16 protein-coding genes, 1 tRNA gene and 1 riboswitch are annotated in these 18,130 nt (G+C 66.0%); of the genes, 11 read left to right on the top strand and 6 right to left on the bottom strand.

What is annotated here, in order from left to right; translation table 11 throughout:
* Window positions 1-92: 92 nt before the first annotated feature.
* Complete coding sequence (locus tag M2650_RS15820; RefSeq protein WP_249476126.1) at window positions 93-713, bottom strand: hypothetical protein; 621 nt, start codon at window positions 711-713, stop codon at window positions 93-95.
* 92 nt (window positions 714-805) lie between these two features.
* Here M2650_RS15820 and M2650_RS15815 point away from each other — a divergent pair, with 92 nt between their 5' ends.
* Window positions 806-1,279 carry a nuclear transport factor 2 family protein gene (locus M2650_RS15815; protein ID WP_249476125.1) on the top strand — a complete coding sequence of 158 codons (474 nt, stop codon included), beginning with the start codon at window positions 806-808 and terminating at the stop codon, window positions 1,277-1,279.
* Between the two features lie 21 nt (window positions 1,280-1,300).
* Here M2650_RS15815 and M2650_RS15810 read toward each other — a convergent pair whose 3' ends face one another.
* From M2650_RS15810 to ubiA, 3 genes are all read right to left on the bottom strand, one after another.
* Window positions 1,301-1,822 (bottom strand): Rid family hydrolase, encoded by a 522-nt coding sequence (locus M2650_RS15810; RefSeq protein WP_249476124.1) that lies wholly within the window; start codon window positions 1,820-1,822, stop codon window positions 1,301-1,303.
* Window positions 1,823-1,941: 119 nt separating this feature from the next.
* Window positions 1,942-2,145 (bottom strand): hypothetical protein, encoded by a 204-nt coding sequence (locus tag M2650_RS15805; RefSeq protein ID WP_249476123.1) that lies wholly within the window; start codon window positions 2,143-2,145, stop codon window positions 1,942-1,944.
* Between the two features lie 1,096 nt (window positions 2,146-3,241).
* Entirely contained in the window at window positions 3,242-4,147 is a 906-nt protein-coding gene (ubiA, locus tag M2650_RS15800; protein ID WP_249476122.1) for a 4-hydroxybenzoate octaprenyltransferase, read from the bottom strand.
* A gap of 59 nt (window positions 4,148-4,206) precedes the next feature.
* Between ubiA and M2650_RS15795 the strand changes: the two genes are divergently transcribed.
* The 9 genes from M2650_RS15795 to M2650_RS15755 all read left to right on the top strand — a co-directional run bounded on the left by M2650_RS15795 (window position 4,207) and on the right by M2650_RS15755 (window position 14,399).
* A tRNA-Arg gene (locus M2650_RS15795) sits at window positions 4,207-4,283 on the top strand.
* Window positions 4,284-4,392: 109 nt separating this feature from the next.
* Window positions 4,393-4,911, top strand: a complete 519-nt coding sequence (locus M2650_RS15790; RefSeq protein ID WP_249476121.1) for a c-type cytochrome — start codon at window positions 4,393-4,395, stop codon at window positions 4,909-4,911.
* A 77-nt stretch (window positions 4,912-4,988) separates the two neighbouring features.
* Window positions 4,989-6,773 carry an ExeM/NucH family extracellular endonuclease gene (locus M2650_RS15785; protein ID WP_249476120.1) on the top strand — a complete coding sequence of 595 codons (1,785 nt, stop codon included), beginning with the start codon at window positions 4,989-4,991 and terminating at the stop codon, window positions 6,771-6,773.
* 12 nt (window positions 6,774-6,785) lie between these two features.
* A complete protein-coding gene (locus M2650_RS15780; RefSeq protein ID WP_249476119.1) occupies window positions 6,786-7,454 on the top strand; it encodes an alpha/beta hydrolase in 669 nt (222 codons plus the stop codon).
* Complete coding sequence (zapE, locus tag M2650_RS15775) at window positions 7,447-8,553, top strand: cell division protein ZapE (RefSeq protein ID WP_249476118.1); 1,107 nt, start codon at window positions 7,447-7,449, stop codon at window positions 8,551-8,553. The genes M2650_RS15780 and zapE overlap by 8 nt, the downstream gene beginning before the upstream one ends.
* A gap of 257 nt (window positions 8,554-8,810) precedes the next feature.
* Window positions 8,811-9,698: a sterol desaturase family protein gene (locus M2650_RS15770; protein WP_249476117.1), complete on the top strand. Its 888-nt coding sequence runs from the start codon at window positions 8,811-8,813 to the stop codon at window positions 9,696-9,698.
* A 3-nt stretch (window positions 9,699-9,701) separates the two neighbouring features.
* Window positions 9,702-10,003, top strand: a riboswitch (cobalamin riboswitch).
* A gap of 373 nt (window positions 10,004-10,376) precedes the next feature.
* Window positions 10,377-12,713 (top strand): ribonucleoside-diphosphate reductase subunit alpha, encoded by a 2,337-nt coding sequence (locus tag M2650_RS15765; RefSeq protein WP_249476227.1) that lies wholly within the window; start codon window positions 10,377-10,379, stop codon window positions 12,711-12,713.
* 143 nt (window positions 12,714-12,856) lie between these two features.
* Complete coding sequence (locus M2650_RS15760; RefSeq protein ID WP_249476116.1) at window positions 12,857-13,876, top strand: ribonucleotide-diphosphate reductase subunit beta; 1,020 nt, start codon at window positions 12,857-12,859, stop codon at window positions 13,874-13,876.
* A 142-nt stretch (window positions 13,877-14,018) separates the two neighbouring features.
* Window positions 14,019-14,399 carry an acyl-CoA thioesterase gene (locus tag M2650_RS15755; protein ID WP_249476115.1) on the top strand — a complete coding sequence of 127 codons (381 nt, stop codon included), beginning with the start codon at window positions 14,019-14,021 and terminating at the stop codon, window positions 14,397-14,399.
* 122 nt (window positions 14,400-14,521) lie between these two features.
* On the opposite strand, the gene M2650_RS15750 is transcribed toward M2650_RS15755, so the two are convergent.
* Together M2650_RS15750 and M2650_RS15745 are read right to left on the bottom strand one after the other, a co-directional pair.
* Window positions 14,522-15,148 (bottom strand): superoxide dismutase, encoded by a 627-nt coding sequence (locus M2650_RS15750; RefSeq protein WP_249476114.1) that lies wholly within the window; start codon window positions 15,146-15,148, stop codon window positions 14,522-14,524.
* A gap of 175 nt (window positions 15,149-15,323) precedes the next feature.
* A complete protein-coding gene (locus M2650_RS15745; RefSeq protein WP_249476113.1) occupies window positions 15,324-16,688 on the bottom strand; it encodes an APC family permease in 1,365 nt (454 codons plus the stop codon).
* Window positions 16,689-16,785: 97 nt separating this feature from the next.
* On the opposite strand from M2650_RS15745, the gene M2650_RS15740 reads away from it, so the two are divergent.
* Window positions 16,786-18,093, top strand: a complete 1,308-nt coding sequence (locus M2650_RS15740; RefSeq protein ID WP_345779872.1) for a M20 family metallopeptidase — start codon at window positions 16,786-16,788, stop codon at window positions 18,091-18,093.
* Window positions 18,094-18,130 lie beyond the last annotated feature (37 nt).

The raw sequence follows: 18,130 nt of genomic DNA, 5'->3' as shown, positions 1-18,130 counted from the left end.
AGGAGCGGCTTTAGCCGCGAGCTCTTTGCCAGGAATGATCAGCCCGATAAAGCTCGCGGCTAAAGCCGCTCCTACAAAAAAGAAGGGCGCGCTCAGCGCGACGGCGGTTCCGGTTCCAGTTCCAGCAATTCCAGGTAGGCGCCGGTCAATTCCAGATTGCCCGCCTTCTGCATTCGCACCTGGTAGAACAAGGTCTTGATCAGATCTTCTTCGCTGGGACTGCCTTCGCGCCGCGTGGTGAATTCCACCAGCGCGTCCATCGCCGACTGTTGCTGGCGTTGGTACAGCTCCTGCAGTTCGTAAGCCTTGGCGACTTCGATCCGCCACGCGGCGGGCAGTCGCTCCACCGCATTGTTGGATGTTTGCGTGGTCTGCCACGCGGCCGCGGTCAGCACCGCCGAGGTCACCACCAGTCGGGACGCCTGCTCGCGCTCGTCTTCGGATTTGACCGCGCGCTCGGCATCGGCCAGGTTCGCGTCGATCTTCGGCAGCACCCGCCGCAGTTCTTCCAGATTGCTGCGCATTTCCGCCGCCACCGCCTGCCGCAACGCCGCCGCCTGCCGGTTGAGCGTGCGTTCGTCGCGCCAGTTGTCCACCGCCAGCGCGAGCACCACCGCCAGCGCCACCGAGAACGCCTCGACGAAGATCTCGGGCAATTTCTCGCGGATGTGGTCGCGCAGGCGCGGGCGGGGGGTCGTGGTGGCTTGATCCATCCGTAAAGCCTAACCCCAGACCCCTACTTTCGGCAGATACTGCGGCAGCTCGGCCGCTGCATCGTTGGCATGCCCACTTATCGAGTGTCCTTATGAAGCCCTTGCTCGCCATCGCCCTCGGCCTGGCTTTCGCCTCGTCGGCCCGCGCCGCCGATCCGCAGACCGAGAAAGAACTGACCGCGGTAGCGCAGGCGGTCGTTGACGCCCAAATCCGTTTCGACCTGAAGGCGCTGGACGCGCTGCTGGCGCCGGACTACGTGGAAGTGTCGCCGGTCGGCGACGTCGACGAGCGCGCCGAAGTGCTCAGCTTCTACACGCCGGAAGCCCGGGCGCAGATGCTGGCGGCCGGCATGGAGCCGCTGTCGAACAAGATCGAAGAAGCGCGGATCCGGGTCTACGGCGACCAGGCCACGGTCATCGCCAAGGACACCGCGGAGCTGAAGGTGAACGGTGTTGCCGAGCAGCGCGCGATGCGCATGCTGTTCCACTTCCGCAAGCTCGGCGGCAAATGGCTGCTGCAAACCATGCAGGCCACCTGGCTCCGGCCGGCGCCGCCGGCAGGTTGAGGACCGCGGCGCCGGCGCGCGTCACTCGTCTTTCGCAGGCGCCGGCTTGGGAATGTCGGCTTTGGGCGCCTTGCCCGAGCCGATGATCGCTTCGGCGCGCATTTCCACCGGCGCACCTTTGGAAAACAGCGCCGTCGTGCCGACCGCGGTCCAGGCCGGGTAATGGTCGCGGAACACTTCGTGGTGCACCTTGAGCATCGGCTCGACCTTCTTGCGGAAATCGTCGTGGCCTGCGGCGACGTGGAAGCTGGTGATCTCGACCACGTCTTCGAGCGCGGCGCCGGCTTTTTCCAGGTGCGCCTTGAGCTGACCGAACATCCAGCGGATTTTTTCCTCGTCGGTCTTGCCCGGGCCGCCGGCCGGTATGCCGGACACGATCACGCGGTCGCCGATCTTCACCACCGGCGTGTAGTGGAAGTCGTGGTAGGAATCCTCCCAGCCCGAAGGCGCGAGGTGTTCGCGGGTCGGCGCGGGCGCAGTCTGCGCATTCGCGGCGGTGGCGGCGAGCGTTCCTAGCAGGCCGAGCAGCAGGCAGGTGCGCATCGCAGTACTCCGGAGGGCGGGGAACCGATTGCAGCGCGCGCGCCGGGGCGGCGCAAGCCCCCCCAACGAAAACGGCCGGTGCGCAGGCACCGGCCGCCGATATCGCGTCGCGACGACGATCAGGTCGCCGGGGCGGCCTTCTCGCGCTTGTTGCCGACGAACCACAGCAGGCCGCCGACCACGATCAGACCGACCCGGATGGCGGTGCCGACCGTCGGACCCCAGTTGTCGACCCACATCAGCAGCTTGAACTCCATATTCATGTAATGCAGCACGAACGATCCCAGGCCGAGCAGCAACATCAGTCCGCCGATCGATTTCATCGTCTTGCCCCCTTTGAGGTTGTGGACCCGCTCCCCGCGGGCAGGGCGAGTCTGACACTTGAACGGCCGGAGGGGAAACCAGGACCCGGACTCGAGCCGATTCCGGCCTTTTTTGGCCCAGTCTTCCGGCCGCAATCGAACAGAGCTCTACTCTGTAGAGCGGAACTTGCCCTGCTGCTCTGCCTTGCCTGACTTCGTAGAGCGGCGCTTGCTCCGCTGCTCTTGTCTTGCTCCGCCTTTGTAGAGCGGAGCCTGCTCCGCTGCCCTTGCTGTTAGGCCATTCGCTCTTAGGCCGTTGCTCTTAAGCCGTCATCCCAGCGAACGCTGGGACCCATGTTGCTTTTGCCCTTAGCCGTCATCCCGGCGAAGGCCGGGATCCAGGCCCGCGTCCTGGCCAGTGGCGCTGCGACTCGCGCCATGGACAAAGGCTTCCGGCTGCGCCGGGTCACTTTCTTTGCTGGCCCAAAGAAAGTAACCCAAGAAAGGGCCTGAACTGCGGTGCGATGCGTCGCGCCTGAAAGTCCGCCAGCGGCCCGGCTTTCGTCGTGGGTGACCTTCTTACGCAGGTACTAGATTTTGATTCGTAGCCTATGGGTGACGTGGCTTTTGCGGATGTGCGCTAAGTAGGCGTTCTGATCGATCGCCTCGGATCTAAATGTCGAAGCGACGGAGGAATCACGAGAGCCGGTGAGAAGGGCCAAGAACACGGGGGAGCCCCATCGCCGGGATCCCTTCCAAAGGCCCTTTTTCTTTGGTTACTGTTCTTTTTGGGCCTCACAAAAAGAAAGTAACTCGGCCGCGGTTTTAGCGGACGAAACCCCGGCCCAAAGGGCCGGCAGGTCGCCAGAACCCCCAAGCCAAGGCAGCGGAGCAAGCTCCGCTCTACACAGAGCAACCGCAAAGGCGCTGGATTACTCGCTTCGCTCGCCCTCCGGGCCATCTGCTGACGCAAATGTTCGCTCCGGCCTTCGGCCTCCGCAGTCCCGCCTTCGCGGGGATCACGGCTTGAAGGGCAAGAGCAGCGGGGCAAGCCGCGCTCTACAGAGCCAGGGCAACGGCATCTCGGCTTTCACCGTGATGACGATCTGCGGTGCCGTCAGCGCAATGCGTAATCCAGCGCGATGCCCGCGAACACCGCCATCCCCACCCAATGGTTGTGCAGGAACGCGCGGAAGCACGCATCGCGATCGCGGTGCCGCGCGATCGCGAACTCGTACGCGACCAACAATGCCGCCAAGCCCAGCGCCGACCAGAAATACAAGCCCATCTGCGCTTGGCGTCCGCACAAAGCCAATGCCGCGAAGAACGACGCATACAGCACGCCCTGCGCGATCAGGTCCAATTCGCCGAACAAGATCGCCGTGGACTTGGACCCGGCGCGGATGTCGTCGTCGCGATCGACCATCGCATACCAGGTGTCGTACGCCGTCGACCACAGGATGTTGGCCACGTACAGCAGCCAAGCCAGCGGCGGCAGCTCGCCGCGCACCGCTGCGAAGGCCATCGGAATGCCCCAGCCGAACGCCACCCCCAAATACACCTGCGGCAGATAGGTGTAGCGCTTCAGATACGGATAACTCGCCGACAGCACGACGCCGACGAAACTCAGGTACATGGTCAGCCTATTCAATGTGGCGACCAGGCCGAACGCCGCCAGCATCAGCACCGCGAACACCAGCAGCGCCTCGCGCCCGGACACCGCGCCGGTGGCCAGCGGCCGGCCCTTGGTGCGCTCGACCAGCGGGTCCAGCCAGCGGTCCGCGTAATCGTTGATCACGCAGCCGGCCGAGCGGGTCAGCCAGACCCCGGCCGAGAACACGAACAGCGTCCACAGCGGCGGCACGCCTTCGGCGGCCAGCCACAAGCCCCACCACGTGGGCCACAACAACAGCAGCCAGCCGATCGGCCGGTCGCCGCGGATCAGGATCCAGTACTGGCCCAGGCGCTCGCGCCAGCGCGGTACCGGCGCGGGTATCGAGGGGTTGTAGCGTTCGTAGCTCATGCGGGCGACAGGTTAACGACTCGCGTCGCCCGGCGCGATCATGGACAATACGCGGCTCGGCGCCTGTAGCTCAGCCGGATAGAGTAGTGGCTTCCGAAGCCATTGGTCGGGGGTTCGAATCCCTCCAGGCGCGCCAAACCCCCAGATAAAAGCCACCGCAGTCCTTGGCGAGCTTCGCCGCGCAGGCCTCGGCATTTATACTGGTCGGATGCACGGCCTCGATTAGCGGCCGCCAAAGGTGGAACGTGCGCAATTACGACCTCGATTTTCTGAAGAAATTCTCGCTGGTGATCGGCTTCCTGATGCTGGTGACCTTGGGCCTGATCCTGTTCGCGAGCCATCTGAACAGCGTGATCCCGCCGGAAGTCTCGCCGCAGGCGGCCAAACGCACCGAGGCGCGCATCGCCCCGGCCGGCGCGGTCTATGCCGGCGCCACTGGCGCCGCAGCACAGGCGGCAGCGGTCGCCGCAGCCGCAGCCAAGGCCGCCTCGCAGGTCGCTTACGGCGGCACCACCGACGGCTCGGTGATCTTCGGCAACCTTTGCACGGGCTGCCACACCTCCGGCGCCGGCAATGCGCCGACGATGACTCAGGGCGCCTGGTCGGCACGCATCGCCCAAGGCAAGGACACGCTCTACAAGCACGCCATCGAGGGCTACACCGGCCCCGACGGCGGCGTGATGCCGGCCAAGGGCGGCAACCCGGCGCTGACCGACGAGCAGGTCAAGGCCACCGTCGATTGGATGCTCGACAACCTCAAGTAGCCCTGCCGCAAACGGGCCCATTCTGAGACACTTCCACGCCGCCTTCGGGCGGCGTTGTTGTTTGCAGGGGAATGCCGATGCACGATCGGATCGCGATGTTGGCCGCCGCTTGCTGCGTGCTGGCCGCCTGTGCGCCGGACGCGGTCCGGGAACGCGCGCCTGCGGCGCCGCATCCCGAGGCTATCGCGATCGGCAGCGTGCAAGGCCGCGGCAATGCCAGCCCTCGCGCCGGCGAAATCGTAGTAGTCGAGGGTACGGTCGTCGGACTGCTCGGCGGCGCCATGGGCGGCTGGTTCGTGCAGGACGGCGGCGACGGCGATCCGGCCACCTCCGACGCGCTGTTCGTCGAAACCCAGAACCGCGAGGCCAAACCGCAACGCCGCGTCCGGATCCGCGGCCGCGTGGTGGAACGCGACGTGGGTGGCCACGCCACCCTGACCACGCTCGAACCGCTGCAGATCGAAACGCTAGGCCGCGGCCCGCCGTTGGCGCCGACCCCGGTGTCCGCCGCGCCCGCGCAGGCCGCCGATTGGGAGCGCTGCGAGGGAATGCTGCTGCGCATCGACGCGCCGCTGACAGTGACTGCCACGCGCCAACTATCGGGCTTCGGCATATTGAGCGCGAGTTTCGACGGCCGGCCGTTCACGCCGACCGAAATCGCAGCGCCCGGCGCGGAAGCGCAACGCATCGCTGCGGACAACGCGCGCCGGCGCTTCGCGCTGGACGACGGCCAGCTCGTTCGCGATCCGTACCGCATCGGGTACCTGCCGCCGCAGAGGGGCACGCCGCGCGCCGGCAGCGTCGTCGAACGTGCCATCGGCGTGCTCGATCAACGCGGCGGTTACAGCCTGCAGCTGACCGAACCCTTGCAGATCCGCGCGGCGGCGCGCCCGCCGGCGCCGAAAGTCGACGGCAATGTGCGCATTGCCAGTCTGAATCTGGAGAACCTGTTCAACGGCGACGGTCGCGGCGGTGGCTTTCCGACCAAGCGCGGTGCCAAGACGGCGCAGCAGTACGCCGTGCAACTGTCGAAACTGGTCGCGACCCTGCGCGCGCTCGATCCGGACATCGCCGCGCTGATGGAACTGGAAAACGACGGCTACGGCCCCGAGTCCAGCCTCGCCCAGCTGGTCGCGGCGATGAACGAGGGCGGCGGCGATTGGCGCCATGTCGAAACCGCGCGCGGGCCGGGCAGCGACGATATCCGCGTCGGCCTGATCTACCGCGGCAAACGGGTCGAGACCGTCGGCCGTCCCGCGACCCTGACGGCCGGCCCCTTCGCCGACCGCAGCCGCGCGCCGCTGGCGCAGGCCTTCCGCGCCGGACGCGGGCCAGTGTTCGTGGTCGCCGCCAACCACTTCAAGTCCAAGGGCTGCACGGAGGCCAGCGGCGCCGATGCCGATCAGCGCGACGGCCAGAGTTGTTGGAACGCGACCCGCGTCGAATCCGCGACCGGCCTGGACCGCTGGCTGAAGACCGACCCCACTCGCTCCAGCAGCCCCTTGGTGATGATCGTCGGCGATCTGAATGCCTACGCCGAGGAAGATCCCCTGCGCCGGCTGCGTTCGCGCGGCTGGCAGGACGCTTTCGCCATCGCCCGCCGCCACGGCGCGCCATCGGCCGACGCGCCCGGGGAACGGCCCTATAGCTATGTCTACGATGGCCAGTCCGGCCGCCTGGACCACGCCCTGTTAAGCCCGGCCCTGGCCAAGCGCCTCGGGGGCGTCGCGGAATGGCATATCAACGCGGATGAAGCCGGCAACGTCGGTTATCGGGAAGACATCAGCGCCGAAAATACCGCTACGCCGTGGCGCAGTTCCGACCACGATCCGCTGCTCACCGGCTTCGACCTGCGCCGCTAGTATCATCGCCCGATGACCCGCCCTCCCTTCCCCGATGCCTCCGGTCCGGTGGTGCTGCACGGCCCCGCCGGCGCCCTTGAAGCCGCAGTCGAATATCCGGAGCCCGACTGCCCGGCCGTGCCGGTGGTGGGCGTGGTCTGCCATCCGCTGCCGACCGAAGGCGGCAGCATGCACAACAAGGTGGTGACGATGGCCGCGCGTGCCCTGCGCGAATTGGGCGCGACGACGGTGCGCTTCAACTTCCGCGGCACCGGCCATTCCGAAGGCGAGTACGACGAGGGCCGCGGCGAGACCGACGACCTGCGCGCGGTGGCGGCCTGGGTGCGCGAGCAGCGGCCGGAGCATGCGTTATGGCTGGCGGGCTTCAGCTTCGGCGCCTTCGTTTCGATCGGCGCGGCCGAAGAACTGAAGCCGGCGTTGCTGATCTCGATCGCGCCGCCGGCCGGGCGCTGGGATTTCGAAAGCGTCCCGCTGCCGACCATGCCTTGGCTGGTGATCCAGGGCGAGAACGACGAGATCGTCGACCCGCAGGCCGTTTACGATTGGCTGGAGAAATCCAAGGCCCAGGCCGAACTCGTGCGCATGCCCGACACCAGCCATTTCTTCCACCGCAAGCTGATCGACCTGCGCGGTGCGATCAAGAACGGCGTACGCCCTTACCTGCCCGCAACGAATGGCTGACGCGAAGGCGGCGGCGCTGCCGTCGGAAAACTACCGCGCCGGCGCCGCCCGCGGCGACTGGCAAGACGATCCGGCGCAACGCGGCGCCCTGCGAGAACTCGACCGCATCCATGCCGCGCTCGTCGCGCCGCCGAAATCGCGCGGCCTGCTGGAGCGGATGTTCGGCGAAGGCCCGCCGCCGCCCGAGCGCGGCCTGTATTTGTGGGGCGGCGTAGGCCGCGGCAAGACCTTCTTGATCGATCTTTTTTACGACGGACTGCCGATCGCGCAGAAGCGCCGCACCCACTTCCACCGCTTCATGCGCGACGTGCACGAACGCCTGCGCGCGCACGCCGGCGAGCGCGATCCGCTGGCGATCATCGCCAAGGAATGGCAACGCACGCTGCGCGTGCTGGTGCTGGACGAATTCTTCGTCAGCGACATCGGCGACGCGATGCTGCTCGGGCGCCTGCTCGACCGCCTGTTCGCCGAAGGCGTGATCCTGGTCACCACGTCCAACAGCGCGCCGGGCGAGCTGTACAAGGACGGCCTGCAACGCGCGCGCTTCCTGCCGGCGATCGCGCTGATCCAGCAGCATTGCATCATCGCCCACCTGGACAGCCCCACCGACTACCGCCTGCGCGAACTGACCCGCTCGCCGGTCTACCGCGCGCCGCTGGACGCCGGATCCGACGCTTGGCTGGAATCGCGCTGGCATGCGCTCGGCGGCGACGACGCGCACCGCGGCGGCACCATCGAACTGGAAGGCCGCAAGATCGCCGTGCGCGCGCGCTGCAAGGGCATGGCCTGGTTCGATTTCGCCGAATTGTGCGAAGGCCCGCGCGGCGCGTCCGACTACATCGAGATCGCGCGCGAGTTCCACACCGTGCTGCTGGGCGGCATCCCGCGCCTTGAGGAACGCATGGACAACCCGGCGCGGCGCTTCATCACCTTGATCGACGAGTTGTACGACCGCCACGTCAACCTCGTCTGCACGGCGGACGCGCCGCCGCCCGCGCTCTACGAAGGCACGCGCCTGGCCGCGGCGTTCGAGCGCACCGCCTCGCGGCTGATCGAGATGCAGTCGGCCGAATACCTCACCCTCGAACACCGCCAGTGACCGCCGCTTCCGTTTCGTAGAGCGGGGCTTGCCCCGCTGGCTTTGCCATTGCTTCTGCGCCGTCTGCTCCACACCGCAAGCAAGAGCGGCGGAGCAAGCGCGGCAACGAAACCACGCGCACCTATCTTCGGTCAGTGTTCCCACTCCGCCTTGCGACGGCGGCACCGCACGCGCCCGCGCCGCTAGTCTGGCCGCGCGCCGACGCCGTTCGCGTTCGCGCAACCCTTCTCTTCTGCGCCGGCGGAGCGTGCCCTTTGTTGAGCCTTAAACTTACGGCCTGGCTGATGCTGGCGCTCATTCTGCTCGCCGCGATCGAAGCATGGTGGCTGGTTCGAAGCGGCCGCGGCTACGCTTGGGGCGAATTCTGGGCGTCGCTGGGCGATGTCGCCGGCCGCATCGTAATCATCGCCGTAGTCAAGACGGGCATCGTGGGCCTGATGCTGTATGCGGTGTGGCACTGGCGGATCGGCGAGATCGCGATGGACCGCTGGTGGCACTGGGCCCTGTTGCTGCTCGGCCTGGACTTCTGCTATTACTGGATGCACCGCGCCGAGCACCGCATCCGCTGGTTCTGGCTCAATCACTCCGTCCACCACTCCTCGCATCGGATCACGTTCGCCGCCGCTTACCGGCTGGGCTGGACCAGCCGCATCGTCGGCACGCCCGTCTTCATGGCGCCGCTGGTGCTGATCGGATTTCCGGTTCCGATCGTCCTCGCCACGCTGTCCCTGAATCTGCTGTACCAGTTCTGGCTGCACACCGAACTGATCGGCAAGCTGCCGCGTCCGATCGAATACCTGTTCAATACGCCTTCGCACCATCGCGCGCACCATGCGAGCAACCAGATCTACATCGACCGCAACTACGGCGGCGTGCTGATCGTCTTCGATCGCTGGTTCGGCACTTTCCAAGCTGAAACGGCGGAGCATCCGCCGCGGTACGGGCTGGTGGAACCCTTCCACAGCAACAATCCCTTCCGGCTCGTGGCGCACGCCTGGCGCGGCATGTACCGCGACCTGCGCGCCGCACGCGGTTGGCGCGAACGCGCATGGGTGGTGGTCGGTCCGCCGGAGTTCAAACCCGCCGGCCAAACAAGCGCGGCCAATTTGAATATCGCTACATCTGGCGTTGACGGCGCCGTCTAGGCACCGTATGTTGTGGCCGTCGGTTCCGACGGCTCGCGCCGCCGGATGAAAAGGGAAGCCGGTTGGAATCCGGCACTGCCCCGCAGCGGTATGTGGAAACGAAAGCCGTCATTGGCACTGGGATCCAGGATCCCGGGAAGCGACGGCCGGTAGGTGGAATAGCCTTTCGTAGGAGCGGCTTCAGCCGCGAGCTTTTTCCTGACGCTCGCGCGATCTGGCCGGAAGAGCTCGCGGCTGAAGCCGCTCCTACAAAGAAGCGTCCCGCGTCCACGAGTCCGAAGACCTGCCGACAACCGCGCGATGCACACCGCGCGGTGCCGGCCGCGGAATCTCCGGGGGGAGATGGCTGGTGACGCAAGCCGGCCTTTGCTTTCGTGCGAACGCATCGCGGCTGTTGCGACACCGCTCGCCCACCCTGAGATCGCCGCACGCCCGAGGGGGCGGGGTCGCGCCGTGGACTTGCGTCCCTGCGCGATGCCGCCCCTTCCGCCGTCCGCGTGGGACAGACGGCATCGGTGCGCCATCGCAGGAGAAGCACGCATGAACCCGAACGACAGCGCCGTTGCGGACACCGCCGCGACCGAAGCGCGCGACCCGCTTTCGAACAACACGCTTTCCAACAACACGCTTTCCAACAACACGCCCTTCCTGCTCACCCCGCCGCCCGCCGCCACCGCGATGAGCGTGACCAAGCGCAACGGCGGGCGCGAGCCGGTGGATCTCAACAAGATCGTGCGCGCCGTGCAGCGCTGCTGCGAAGGCCTGCACGCGATCGATCCGATGCGCGTGGCCACGCGCACCATCTCAGGACTGTACGACGGCGCCAGCACGCGCGAACTGGACGAGCTGTCGATCCGCACCGCTGCGCTGCTGACCGCCGAAGAACCCGAATACGGCCGCCTCGGCGCGCGCCTGCTGGCCAACGTCATCGCCAAAGAAGTGGCCGGCCAGGAAATCCATGCGTTCTCGCAATCGGTCGCCCGCGGCCACGAAGTCGGCCTGATCAACGACCGCCTGCTCGGCTTCGTGCAAGCCAATGCGCGCAAGCTCAACGACGCGCTGGACATGTCGCTGGACCTGCACTTCGACTATTTCGGCCTCCGCACGCTGTACGACCGCTACCTGCTGCGCCACCCGCATACGCGCAAGGTGATCGAGACGCCGCAGCAGTTCTTCCTGCGCATCGCCTGCGCGCTGAGCGAGGATGTTCCCGAGGCGCTGGCGCTGTACCGGCGCATGGGCAACCTGGACTACCTGCCGAGCTCGCCGACGCTGTTCAACAGCGGCACCACGCACGAACAGCTGTCGTCGTGCTTCCTGCTGGATTCGCCGCGCGATTCGCTGGAATCGATCTACCGGAAGTACGGCGACATCGCCCAGCTGTCCAAGTTCAGCGGCGGTATCGGCGTCAGCTATACGCGCGTGCGTTCGCGGGGATCGCTGATCAAATCGACCAATGGCCATTCCAACGGCATCGTGCCGTGGCTGAAGACGCTGGATTCGTCGGTAGCCGCGGTCAACCAGGGCGGCAAGCGCAAGGGCGCCGCATGCGTGTATCTGGAGCCGTGGCACGCGGATGTGGAGGAATTCCTGGAGCTGCGCGACAACACCGGCGACGACGCGCGGCGCACGCACAATCTCAATCTGGCCAACTGGATCCCGGACCTGTTCATGAAGCGGGTCGAAGCCGGCGGCGAATGGTCGCTGTTCGATCCGCGCATCGTGCCCGAGTTCACCGATCTGTTCGGCGAAGAATTCGAGCGCGCCTACGAACAGGCCGAAAAACAGGGCAAGGCCGTCAAGACCGTGCAGGCGCGCGAACTGTACGGGCGGATGATGCGCACGCTGGCGCAAACCGGCAACGGCTGGATGACGTTCAAGGACAAGTGCAATCGCGCCTGCAACCAGACCGCCAAAGCCGGCAACGTGATCCACCTGTCCAATCTGTGCACCGAAATTCTGGAAGTGACTTCGGCGGAGGAAACCGCGGTATGCAACCTCGGCTCAATTAATTTGAGCCGGCATTTTGACGAAGACGGCCACTTCGATTACGACAAACTCGGTGAAACCGTGCGTCTGGCCGTGCGCCAACTGGATCGCGTGATCGATTTGAACTTCTATCCGATCGAATCCGCGCGCCGCGGCAATCTGCGCTGGCGGCCGGTCGGGCTGGGCGTGATGGGGTTGCAGGACGTGTTCTTCCGGCTGCGCCTGCCTTTCGACAGCGAGCCGGCGCGCGTGCTGTCGGCGAAGATCGCCGAAACCATCTATTACCACGCGTTGGAAACTTCCTGCGAACTGGCCGAGGAACGCGGCCGCCACCCTTCGTTCGACGACACCCGCGCCGCCGCCGGCGAGCTGCAGTTCGACGCCTGGGGCGTGACGCCGGAGGGCACCGAGCGCTGGGACACGTTGCGCGACCGTATCCGCGAGCACGGCCTGCGCAATTCGCTGCTGATCGCGATCGCGCCGACCGCGACCATCGCTTCGATCGCCGGCTGCTACGAATGCGTCGAGCCGCAGGTCAGCAACCTGTTCAAGCGCGAGACGCTGTCGGGCGATTTCCTGCAGGTCAACCGTTACCTGGTGGTCGAATTGAAGAAGCTGGGCCTGTGGACGCCCGAGATCCGCGACGCGATCAAGCAGGCAGAGGGTTCGATCCAAGTCATCGCGCAGATTCCGGAAACGCTGCGCGCGATCTACCGCACCGCCTGGGAGATTCCGATGCGCTCGCTGATCGACATGGCGGCCGATCGAGGCGCCTTTATCGACCAGTCCGCCTCGCTCAACCTGTTCATGGAAAGCCCGAACATCGGCGCGATGTCGTCGATGTACATGTACGCGTGGAAGAAAGGCATCAAGACCACGTACTACCTGCGCTCGCGGCCGGCGACGAAGATCGCCAAGACCACGCTCGGCAATGCGCCCGCGCAGGCCTCGCAGCCGGAGATCGCGCCGGCGGATGCCATCGCGTGCTCGTTGGAGAACCCCGAGAGCTGCGAAGCCTGCCAGTAACGCTTGAAGCCCCTCTCCCTGCGGGAGAGGGGTTGGGGTGAGGGTACGGCGGAGCGTCGTTGTTCGACTGCCGCACCTTCGCCGAACCCTCATCCGCCCTTCGGGCACCTTCTCCCGAGGGAGAAGGAAAAACGAGAAACACGATGTCCACCCACAACCGCCAACTCCTGCTCGACCCGGGCTTCGAACTGACCCTACGCCCGATGCGCTACCCGCAGTTCTACGAGATGTACCGCAATGCCATCCGCAACACCTGGACGGTGGAGGAAGTGGACTTCTCGCTGGATCTCAACGACCTCAAGCACAAGTTCGGCCCGGCGGAGCGCCATCTGATCGAACGCCTGGTCGCGTTCTTCGCCACCGGCGACTCGATCGTGTCCAACAACCTGGTGTTGAACCTCTACCAGCACATCAATGCGCCCGAAGCGCGCATGTACCTGTCGCGGCAGCTGTACGAGGAAGCGCTGCACGTGCAGTTCTACCTGACCCTGCTCGACAGCTACCTGCCGGATCCGAACGAGCGCGCCAAGGCTTTCGCCGCGGTGGAGAACATCCCTTCGATCCGAAAGAAGGCCGAGTTCTGCTTCAAGTGGATCGATTCGATACAGGATCTGCAACGACTGGACACGCGCGAGCAGCGCCGGCGCTTCCTGCTGAACATGGTCTGCTTCGCCGGCTGCATCGAAGGTCTGTTCTTCTTTGGCGCTTTCGCCTACATCTACTACCTGCGCTCGCGTGGGTTGCTGCACGGCCTGGCGTCCGGCACCAACTGGGTGTTCCGCGACGAGAGCTGCCACATGGCGTTCGCGTTCGAGGTGATCCGCACCGCGCGCGAGGAGGAACCCGATCTCTTCGACGACGAATTCCGCGCGCAGGTGCTGCAGATGATGTGCGAAGCGGTGGAATGCGAAGCCGCCTTCGCCGAGGACACGCTGTCCGGCGGCGTCGCCGGCCTGTCGCTGAAGGACATGCGCCAATACCTGGAGTACTGCGCCGACCAGCGCATGGCCCAACTCGGCATGCCCAAGCATTTCGGCGCACTGAATCCGTTTCCGTTCATGGATCTTCAGGACGTGCAGGAGCTGACCAACTTCTTCGAGCGGCGCGTGTCGGCCTACCAGGTCGGCGTGCAGGGCGAAGTGGGCTTCGACCACGCTTTCTAAGCTGTTCCCCCCTTTGAAAAAGGGGGCAGGGGGATTTGCTTTTGCTGTTGTTCTTTTCTTAAAGCAAGGGCAAAAGCAAAAGAAAATCCACCCCCGCCCCTTTTTCAAAGGGGGGAACGGCTCTTCTTTTAGTAGAGAGAATATGACCGCGCATCTGGAAGCCCGCCTGCTCGAAATAGTCTTCCCCGACCACACCAACCACCTCGGCACGCTGTTCGGCGGCCAGGCGCTGGCGTGGATTGACAAGGCCGCGTTCATCGCCGCTTCGCGCTATTCGCGGCGCTCGGTGGTCACTGCGCGATCGGAGCAGGTCGATTTCAAGTTGCCGATCCGCCAGGGCCAACTGGTCGAAACGGTAGCGCGCGTGGTGGAAGTGGGACGCAGCTCCATGCAAGTCGAGGTGGAGCTGATCGCCGAGGATCTGCTCAGCGGCGATCGCGAACTGTGTACGCGCGGCCGCTTCGTGATGATCGCGCTCGATGCGCGCGGCAGACCGACGCAAGTGCGGAATCTCGAAGGCTGAAGATTAAAACCCTCTCCCGTTCACGGGAGAGGGGCAGGCCGAAGGCCAGGGAGAGGGCCCGGCTTTTCGCGGCATCAAAACCAGAAGCAGCGGAGCAAGCTCCGCTCTACAAAAAAAGCGGATCAACCCTTCTTGGCCTCGGCATACCGCCGCGCCACTTCCTTCCAGTTGATCACGTTGTAGAACGCGGCGATGTAATCGGGCCGGCGGTTCTGGTACTTCAGGTAATACGCATGCTCCCACACGTCCAGTCCCAGGATCGGCGTATTGCCCGAACCCACGCCCTTCATCAGCGGGCTGTCCTGGTTGCCGCTGTCTTCGACGGCCAGCTTGCCCTTGCCGTCGACCACCAGCCAGGCCCAACCGCTGCCGAAACGCCCGACCGCCGCTTTGGTGAACGCTTCCTTGAACTTGTCGAAGCCGCCGAAATCGCTGTCGATCGCCTTGGCGAGCTCGCCGTCCGGTTGGCCGCCGCCGTCGGGAGCCATCACGGTCCAGAACAGACTGTGGTTGGCGTGGCCGCCGCCGTGGTTGCGCACCGCGCCGCGTTTGCCTTCCGGCACCACGTCGAGGTCGCGGATCAGTGCTTCGACCGGCTTGTCGGCCAATGGCGTACCGTCGACCGCTTCGTTGAGCTTGTCGACGTAAGTCTGGTGGTGCTTGGTGTGGTGGATCTCCATCGTCTTCGCGTCGACATGCGGTTCGAGCGCGTCGTAGGCGTAAGGCAGTTTCGGCAACGTATACGGCATGATCCTGCTCCATCGTGGGGGATGGCGCACCGCGCGGATGCGCCTTGGCGACGCTCATGATAAGTCGGGGAGATGAAAAGCCCGTCAGGATGGTGTGTTGCGTACTGCGTCATCGAGAGCACTGGAAGTGCGCGACACGTTAAGTTCGCGTCAAATGGCGCCGCTATCGTTCTGATCAGGGCGACTTGCGTGGACGCATCGTCCGCAAGATCGCATACACCGCGATCAACGCCGCCAGCGCGCCGCCGAGCGCCAACCATTCCTTGGCAGTCAGGGTGGCGACGATGGCGACCATCGCCACGACGGAGATCAGCGGGATGGCGCCGCCGCCGGGCATCACGAAAGGCTCGCCGCGCTCGCGCAGATCGATGCGCTGCGCGCGCCATGCCGCCAGGCAGACGGTGATGTAGACCAGGCAGTTGCCGCCGCCGGAGATCAGCACCAGCGTGTCGAAGCCGCCGGCCACCAATTCCGATGCATCCAACACGCTGGTCAACGCCAGTACGCAGGCCAGCCCGGCGTGCGCGGTGATCGCTAGCAGCGGCACGCGGTGCGACGCGCTGACGCGGCCGAAAGCGCTGGGCAGGTAGCCGTCGCGCCCGAGCGCGAACACCAGGCGCGAAGTGCCGAGCAGGTTGCCCATCAGGAAGCCCAGCATCGATACGCACGCCGTCAACAGCAGCACGGTGCGGCCCGACGACGACCACAACGCACCGGCGGTATCGGCCAGCGGCACGCCGCTTTGCCCCAACGCGGGGCCCAACACGCCCTGGGTGACCACCTGCAGGCCGAGATAGAGCAGCACTACCAGCAGGATCGCGGCGATCGTCGCGCGCGGCACGCTCTTGGACACGTCGCGCACTTCGCCCGACGGGATCAGCGCGGTCTCCATGCCCGAGTAGGCGAACATCACCAGCACCATCGAAGTGCCCATCGCGCTCCACGACGGCACATCGGTCCAGCTGATGTGGTTCCAGTCGACGAAGAACAGGCCGACGCCGGTGAGCAGGAACAGCGGCGTCAGCTTCAGCGTGGCCAGCACCGCGATCGCGCGCGCGCCGAGCCTGACGCCGTACGCGTTCAGCGCGAACACCGCCAGATAGACGGACACGATCAGCCCCGCGCGCGGACCCGGTTCGGCGAACGCCGGGAACAGGCCGGCCACCTGCACCGACAGCGCGGCGCTGACGCCGGCGCTGGAAGCGACATTGCTGATCCACATCAAGGCGCCGGCGATGAAGCCGGCGAACGGGCCGAACACCGCGCTGGCGTAGGTGTACGGTCCGCCGGTAGCCGCCGCGCGGCTGCCGACCGCGGCGAAGCACAATGCGACGGGCAGGATCGCCAGCGCGCCGGCGATCAGGGCCAGCGGCGCCGCGGCGCCCATCTGCGCGGACAACGTCGCGGGCATCTTGAAGATGCCCGCGCCGACGATGATGTTGATCACCGCCGCGGTCAGCGCCATCGATCCGACCGCGCGCACCAGCGCCGCGTCGCCCTGCAATGCGCCGATGCCGCCGGCGGGTCGTTGCTCGCTCATATCGCGCCTCTGCCTTCGAGGCACGAAGACTCGCATGGACCCGCCCCCGGACGCGAGTGCTGGGTTAGCATCGGGGCGGGCCGGATGGAGGCAATCGATGCGATCCCTTTACCTCGCTGCGCTTTTCGCGCTGGCGGCCGCAGGCCCTGTGTCCGCGGCCGACGTCGAAACCCTGGCCGCGCCGCTGGACGCGCAGGTCCTGGCCTGGCGGCGCGACATCCACCAGCATCCGGAACTGGGCAACCGCGAGACGCGCACCGCGAAACTGGTCGCGGACCATCTGCGCAAGCTCGGCCTGCAACCGAAGACCGGCGTCGCCCATACCGGCGTCGTCGCGCTGCTGAAAGGCGGCAAGCCCGGGCCGCGGATCGCGTTGCGCGCGGACATGGACGCGCTGCCGGTGACCGAACGCAATGCGTTGCCGTTCGCGTCCAAGGCCACCACGACCTACCGCGGCGAGACGGTAGGCGTCATGCACGCCTGCGGCCACGATGCGCATACTTCGATCCTGATGGGCGTGGCGCAGGCCTTGGTGGGGATGCGCGACGAATTGCCGGGCGAAGTGCTGTTCGTCTTCCAGCCCGCCGAAGAAGGCCCGCCCCAAGGCGAGGACGGCGGCGCGACGCTGATGCTGGAAGAAGGCGTGTTCGCCGATTTCAAGCCCGACGCCGTGTTCGGGCTGCACGTGTTCAGCACGCTCAACGCCGGCCAGATCGGCGTGCGCGCCGGGCCGACGATGGCGGCATCGGATCGTTTCGAGCTCACCGTCAAAGGCCGGCAGACGCATGGCTCGCGGCCATGGTCCGGCGTCGACCCGATCGTGGCCGCCGCGCAGATCATCGGCAACGCGCAAGCCATCGTCAGCCGCCAGATGGACATCAGCAAGCAGCCGGTGGTGGTGACGTTCGGCGCGATCAAGGGCGGTGTGCGCCACAACATCATTCCCGACCAGGTGCAGACCATCGGCACCATCCGCACCTTCGACACCGGCATGCGCGAAGACGTGTTCGCGCGGCTGAAGACTTTGGCCGAGCACGTCGCCGCGGCGCACGGCGCCACCGTCGACGCCAAGATTCCGCTCGACGCGCAAGGCAACCCGGTCACCGTGAACGATCCCGCGCTGACCGCGCGCATGCGGCCCAGCCTGGAAAAAGCGGCCGGCGCAGGCAACGTGGTCGATATGCCCCTGGTGATGGGCTCGGAAGATTTCTCCTATTTTGCCCGCCAAGCACCCGGCCTCTTCTTCTTTGTCGGCGCCACGCCCCAAGGCCAGGATGCGTCGAAGGCGCCGAGCAATCACTCGCCAGAATTTTTTCTGGACGAATCGGCGCTGAAGTTGGGCACGCGCGCGATGCTGCAGGTGGCTTTGGACTATTTGAACGGCACAAGCAGCGACTCCAAATAAGGCGAAGCTCTGCTTGTCCCCTCTCCCTTTTACGGGA

Origin of the sequence: Luteimonas galliterrae (assembly GCF_023374055.1) — a bacterium.
Lineage (GTDB): Bacteria > Pseudomonadota > Gammaproteobacteria > Xanthomonadales > Xanthomonadaceae > Luteimonas_C > Luteimonas_C galliterrae.
Note: the sequence above shows the minus strand (reverse complement) of the source record. Positions and strands in the feature narration are given on the sequence as shown.

Excerpts from the sequence above, each read along its gene's own strand:
- M2650_RS15820 (WP_249476126.1), bottom strand. The coding sequence starts at position 713 with ATGGATCAAGCCACCACGACCCCCCGCCCGCGCCTGCGCGACCACATC.
- M2650_RS15815 (WP_249476125.1), top strand. The coding sequence starts at position 806 with ATGAAGCCCTTGCTCGCCATCGCCCTCGGCCTGGCTTTCGCCTCGTCG.
- M2650_RS15810 (WP_249476124.1), bottom strand. The coding sequence starts at position 1,822 with ATGCGCACCTGCCTGCTGCTCGGCCTGCTAGGAACGCTCGCCGCCACC.
- M2650_RS15805 (WP_249476123.1), bottom strand. The coding sequence starts at position 2,145 with ATGAAATCGATCGGCGGACTGATGTTGCTGCTCGGCCTGGGATCGTTC.
- ubiA (WP_249476122.1), bottom strand. The coding sequence starts at position 4,147 with ATGAGCTACGAACGCTACAACCCCTCGATACCCGCGCCGGTACCGCGC.
- M2650_RS15785 (WP_249476120.1), top strand. The coding sequence starts at position 4,989 with ATGCACGATCGGATCGCGATGTTGGCCGCCGCTTGCTGCGTGCTGGCC.
- M2650_RS15780 (WP_249476119.1), top strand. The coding sequence starts at position 6,786 with ATGACCCGCCCTCCCTTCCCCGATGCCTCCGGTCCGGTGGTGCTGCAC.
- zapE (WP_249476118.1), top strand. The coding sequence starts at position 7,447 with ATGGCTGACGCGAAGGCGGCGGCGCTGCCGTCGGAAAACTACCGCGCC.
- M2650_RS15765 (WP_249476227.1), top strand. The coding sequence starts at position 10,377 with ATGAGCGTGACCAAGCGCAACGGCGGGCGCGAGCCGGTGGATCTCAAC.
- M2650_RS15760 (WP_249476116.1), top strand. The coding sequence starts at position 12,857 with ATGTCCACCCACAACCGCCAACTCCTGCTCGACCCGGGCTTCGAACTG.
- M2650_RS15755 (WP_249476115.1), top strand. The coding sequence starts at position 14,019 with ATGACCGCGCATCTGGAAGCCCGCCTGCTCGAAATAGTCTTCCCCGAC.
- M2650_RS15750 (WP_249476114.1), bottom strand. The coding sequence starts at position 15,148 with ATGCCGTATACGTTGCCGAAACTGCCTTACGCCTACGACGCGCTCGAA.
- M2650_RS15745 (WP_249476113.1), bottom strand. The coding sequence starts at position 16,688 with ATGAGCGAGCAACGACCCGCCGGCGGCATCGGCGCATTGCAGGGCGAC.
- M2650_RS15740 (WP_345779872.1), top strand. The coding sequence starts at position 16,786 with ATGCGATCCCTTTACCTCGCTGCGCTTTTCGCGCTGGCGGCCGCAGGC.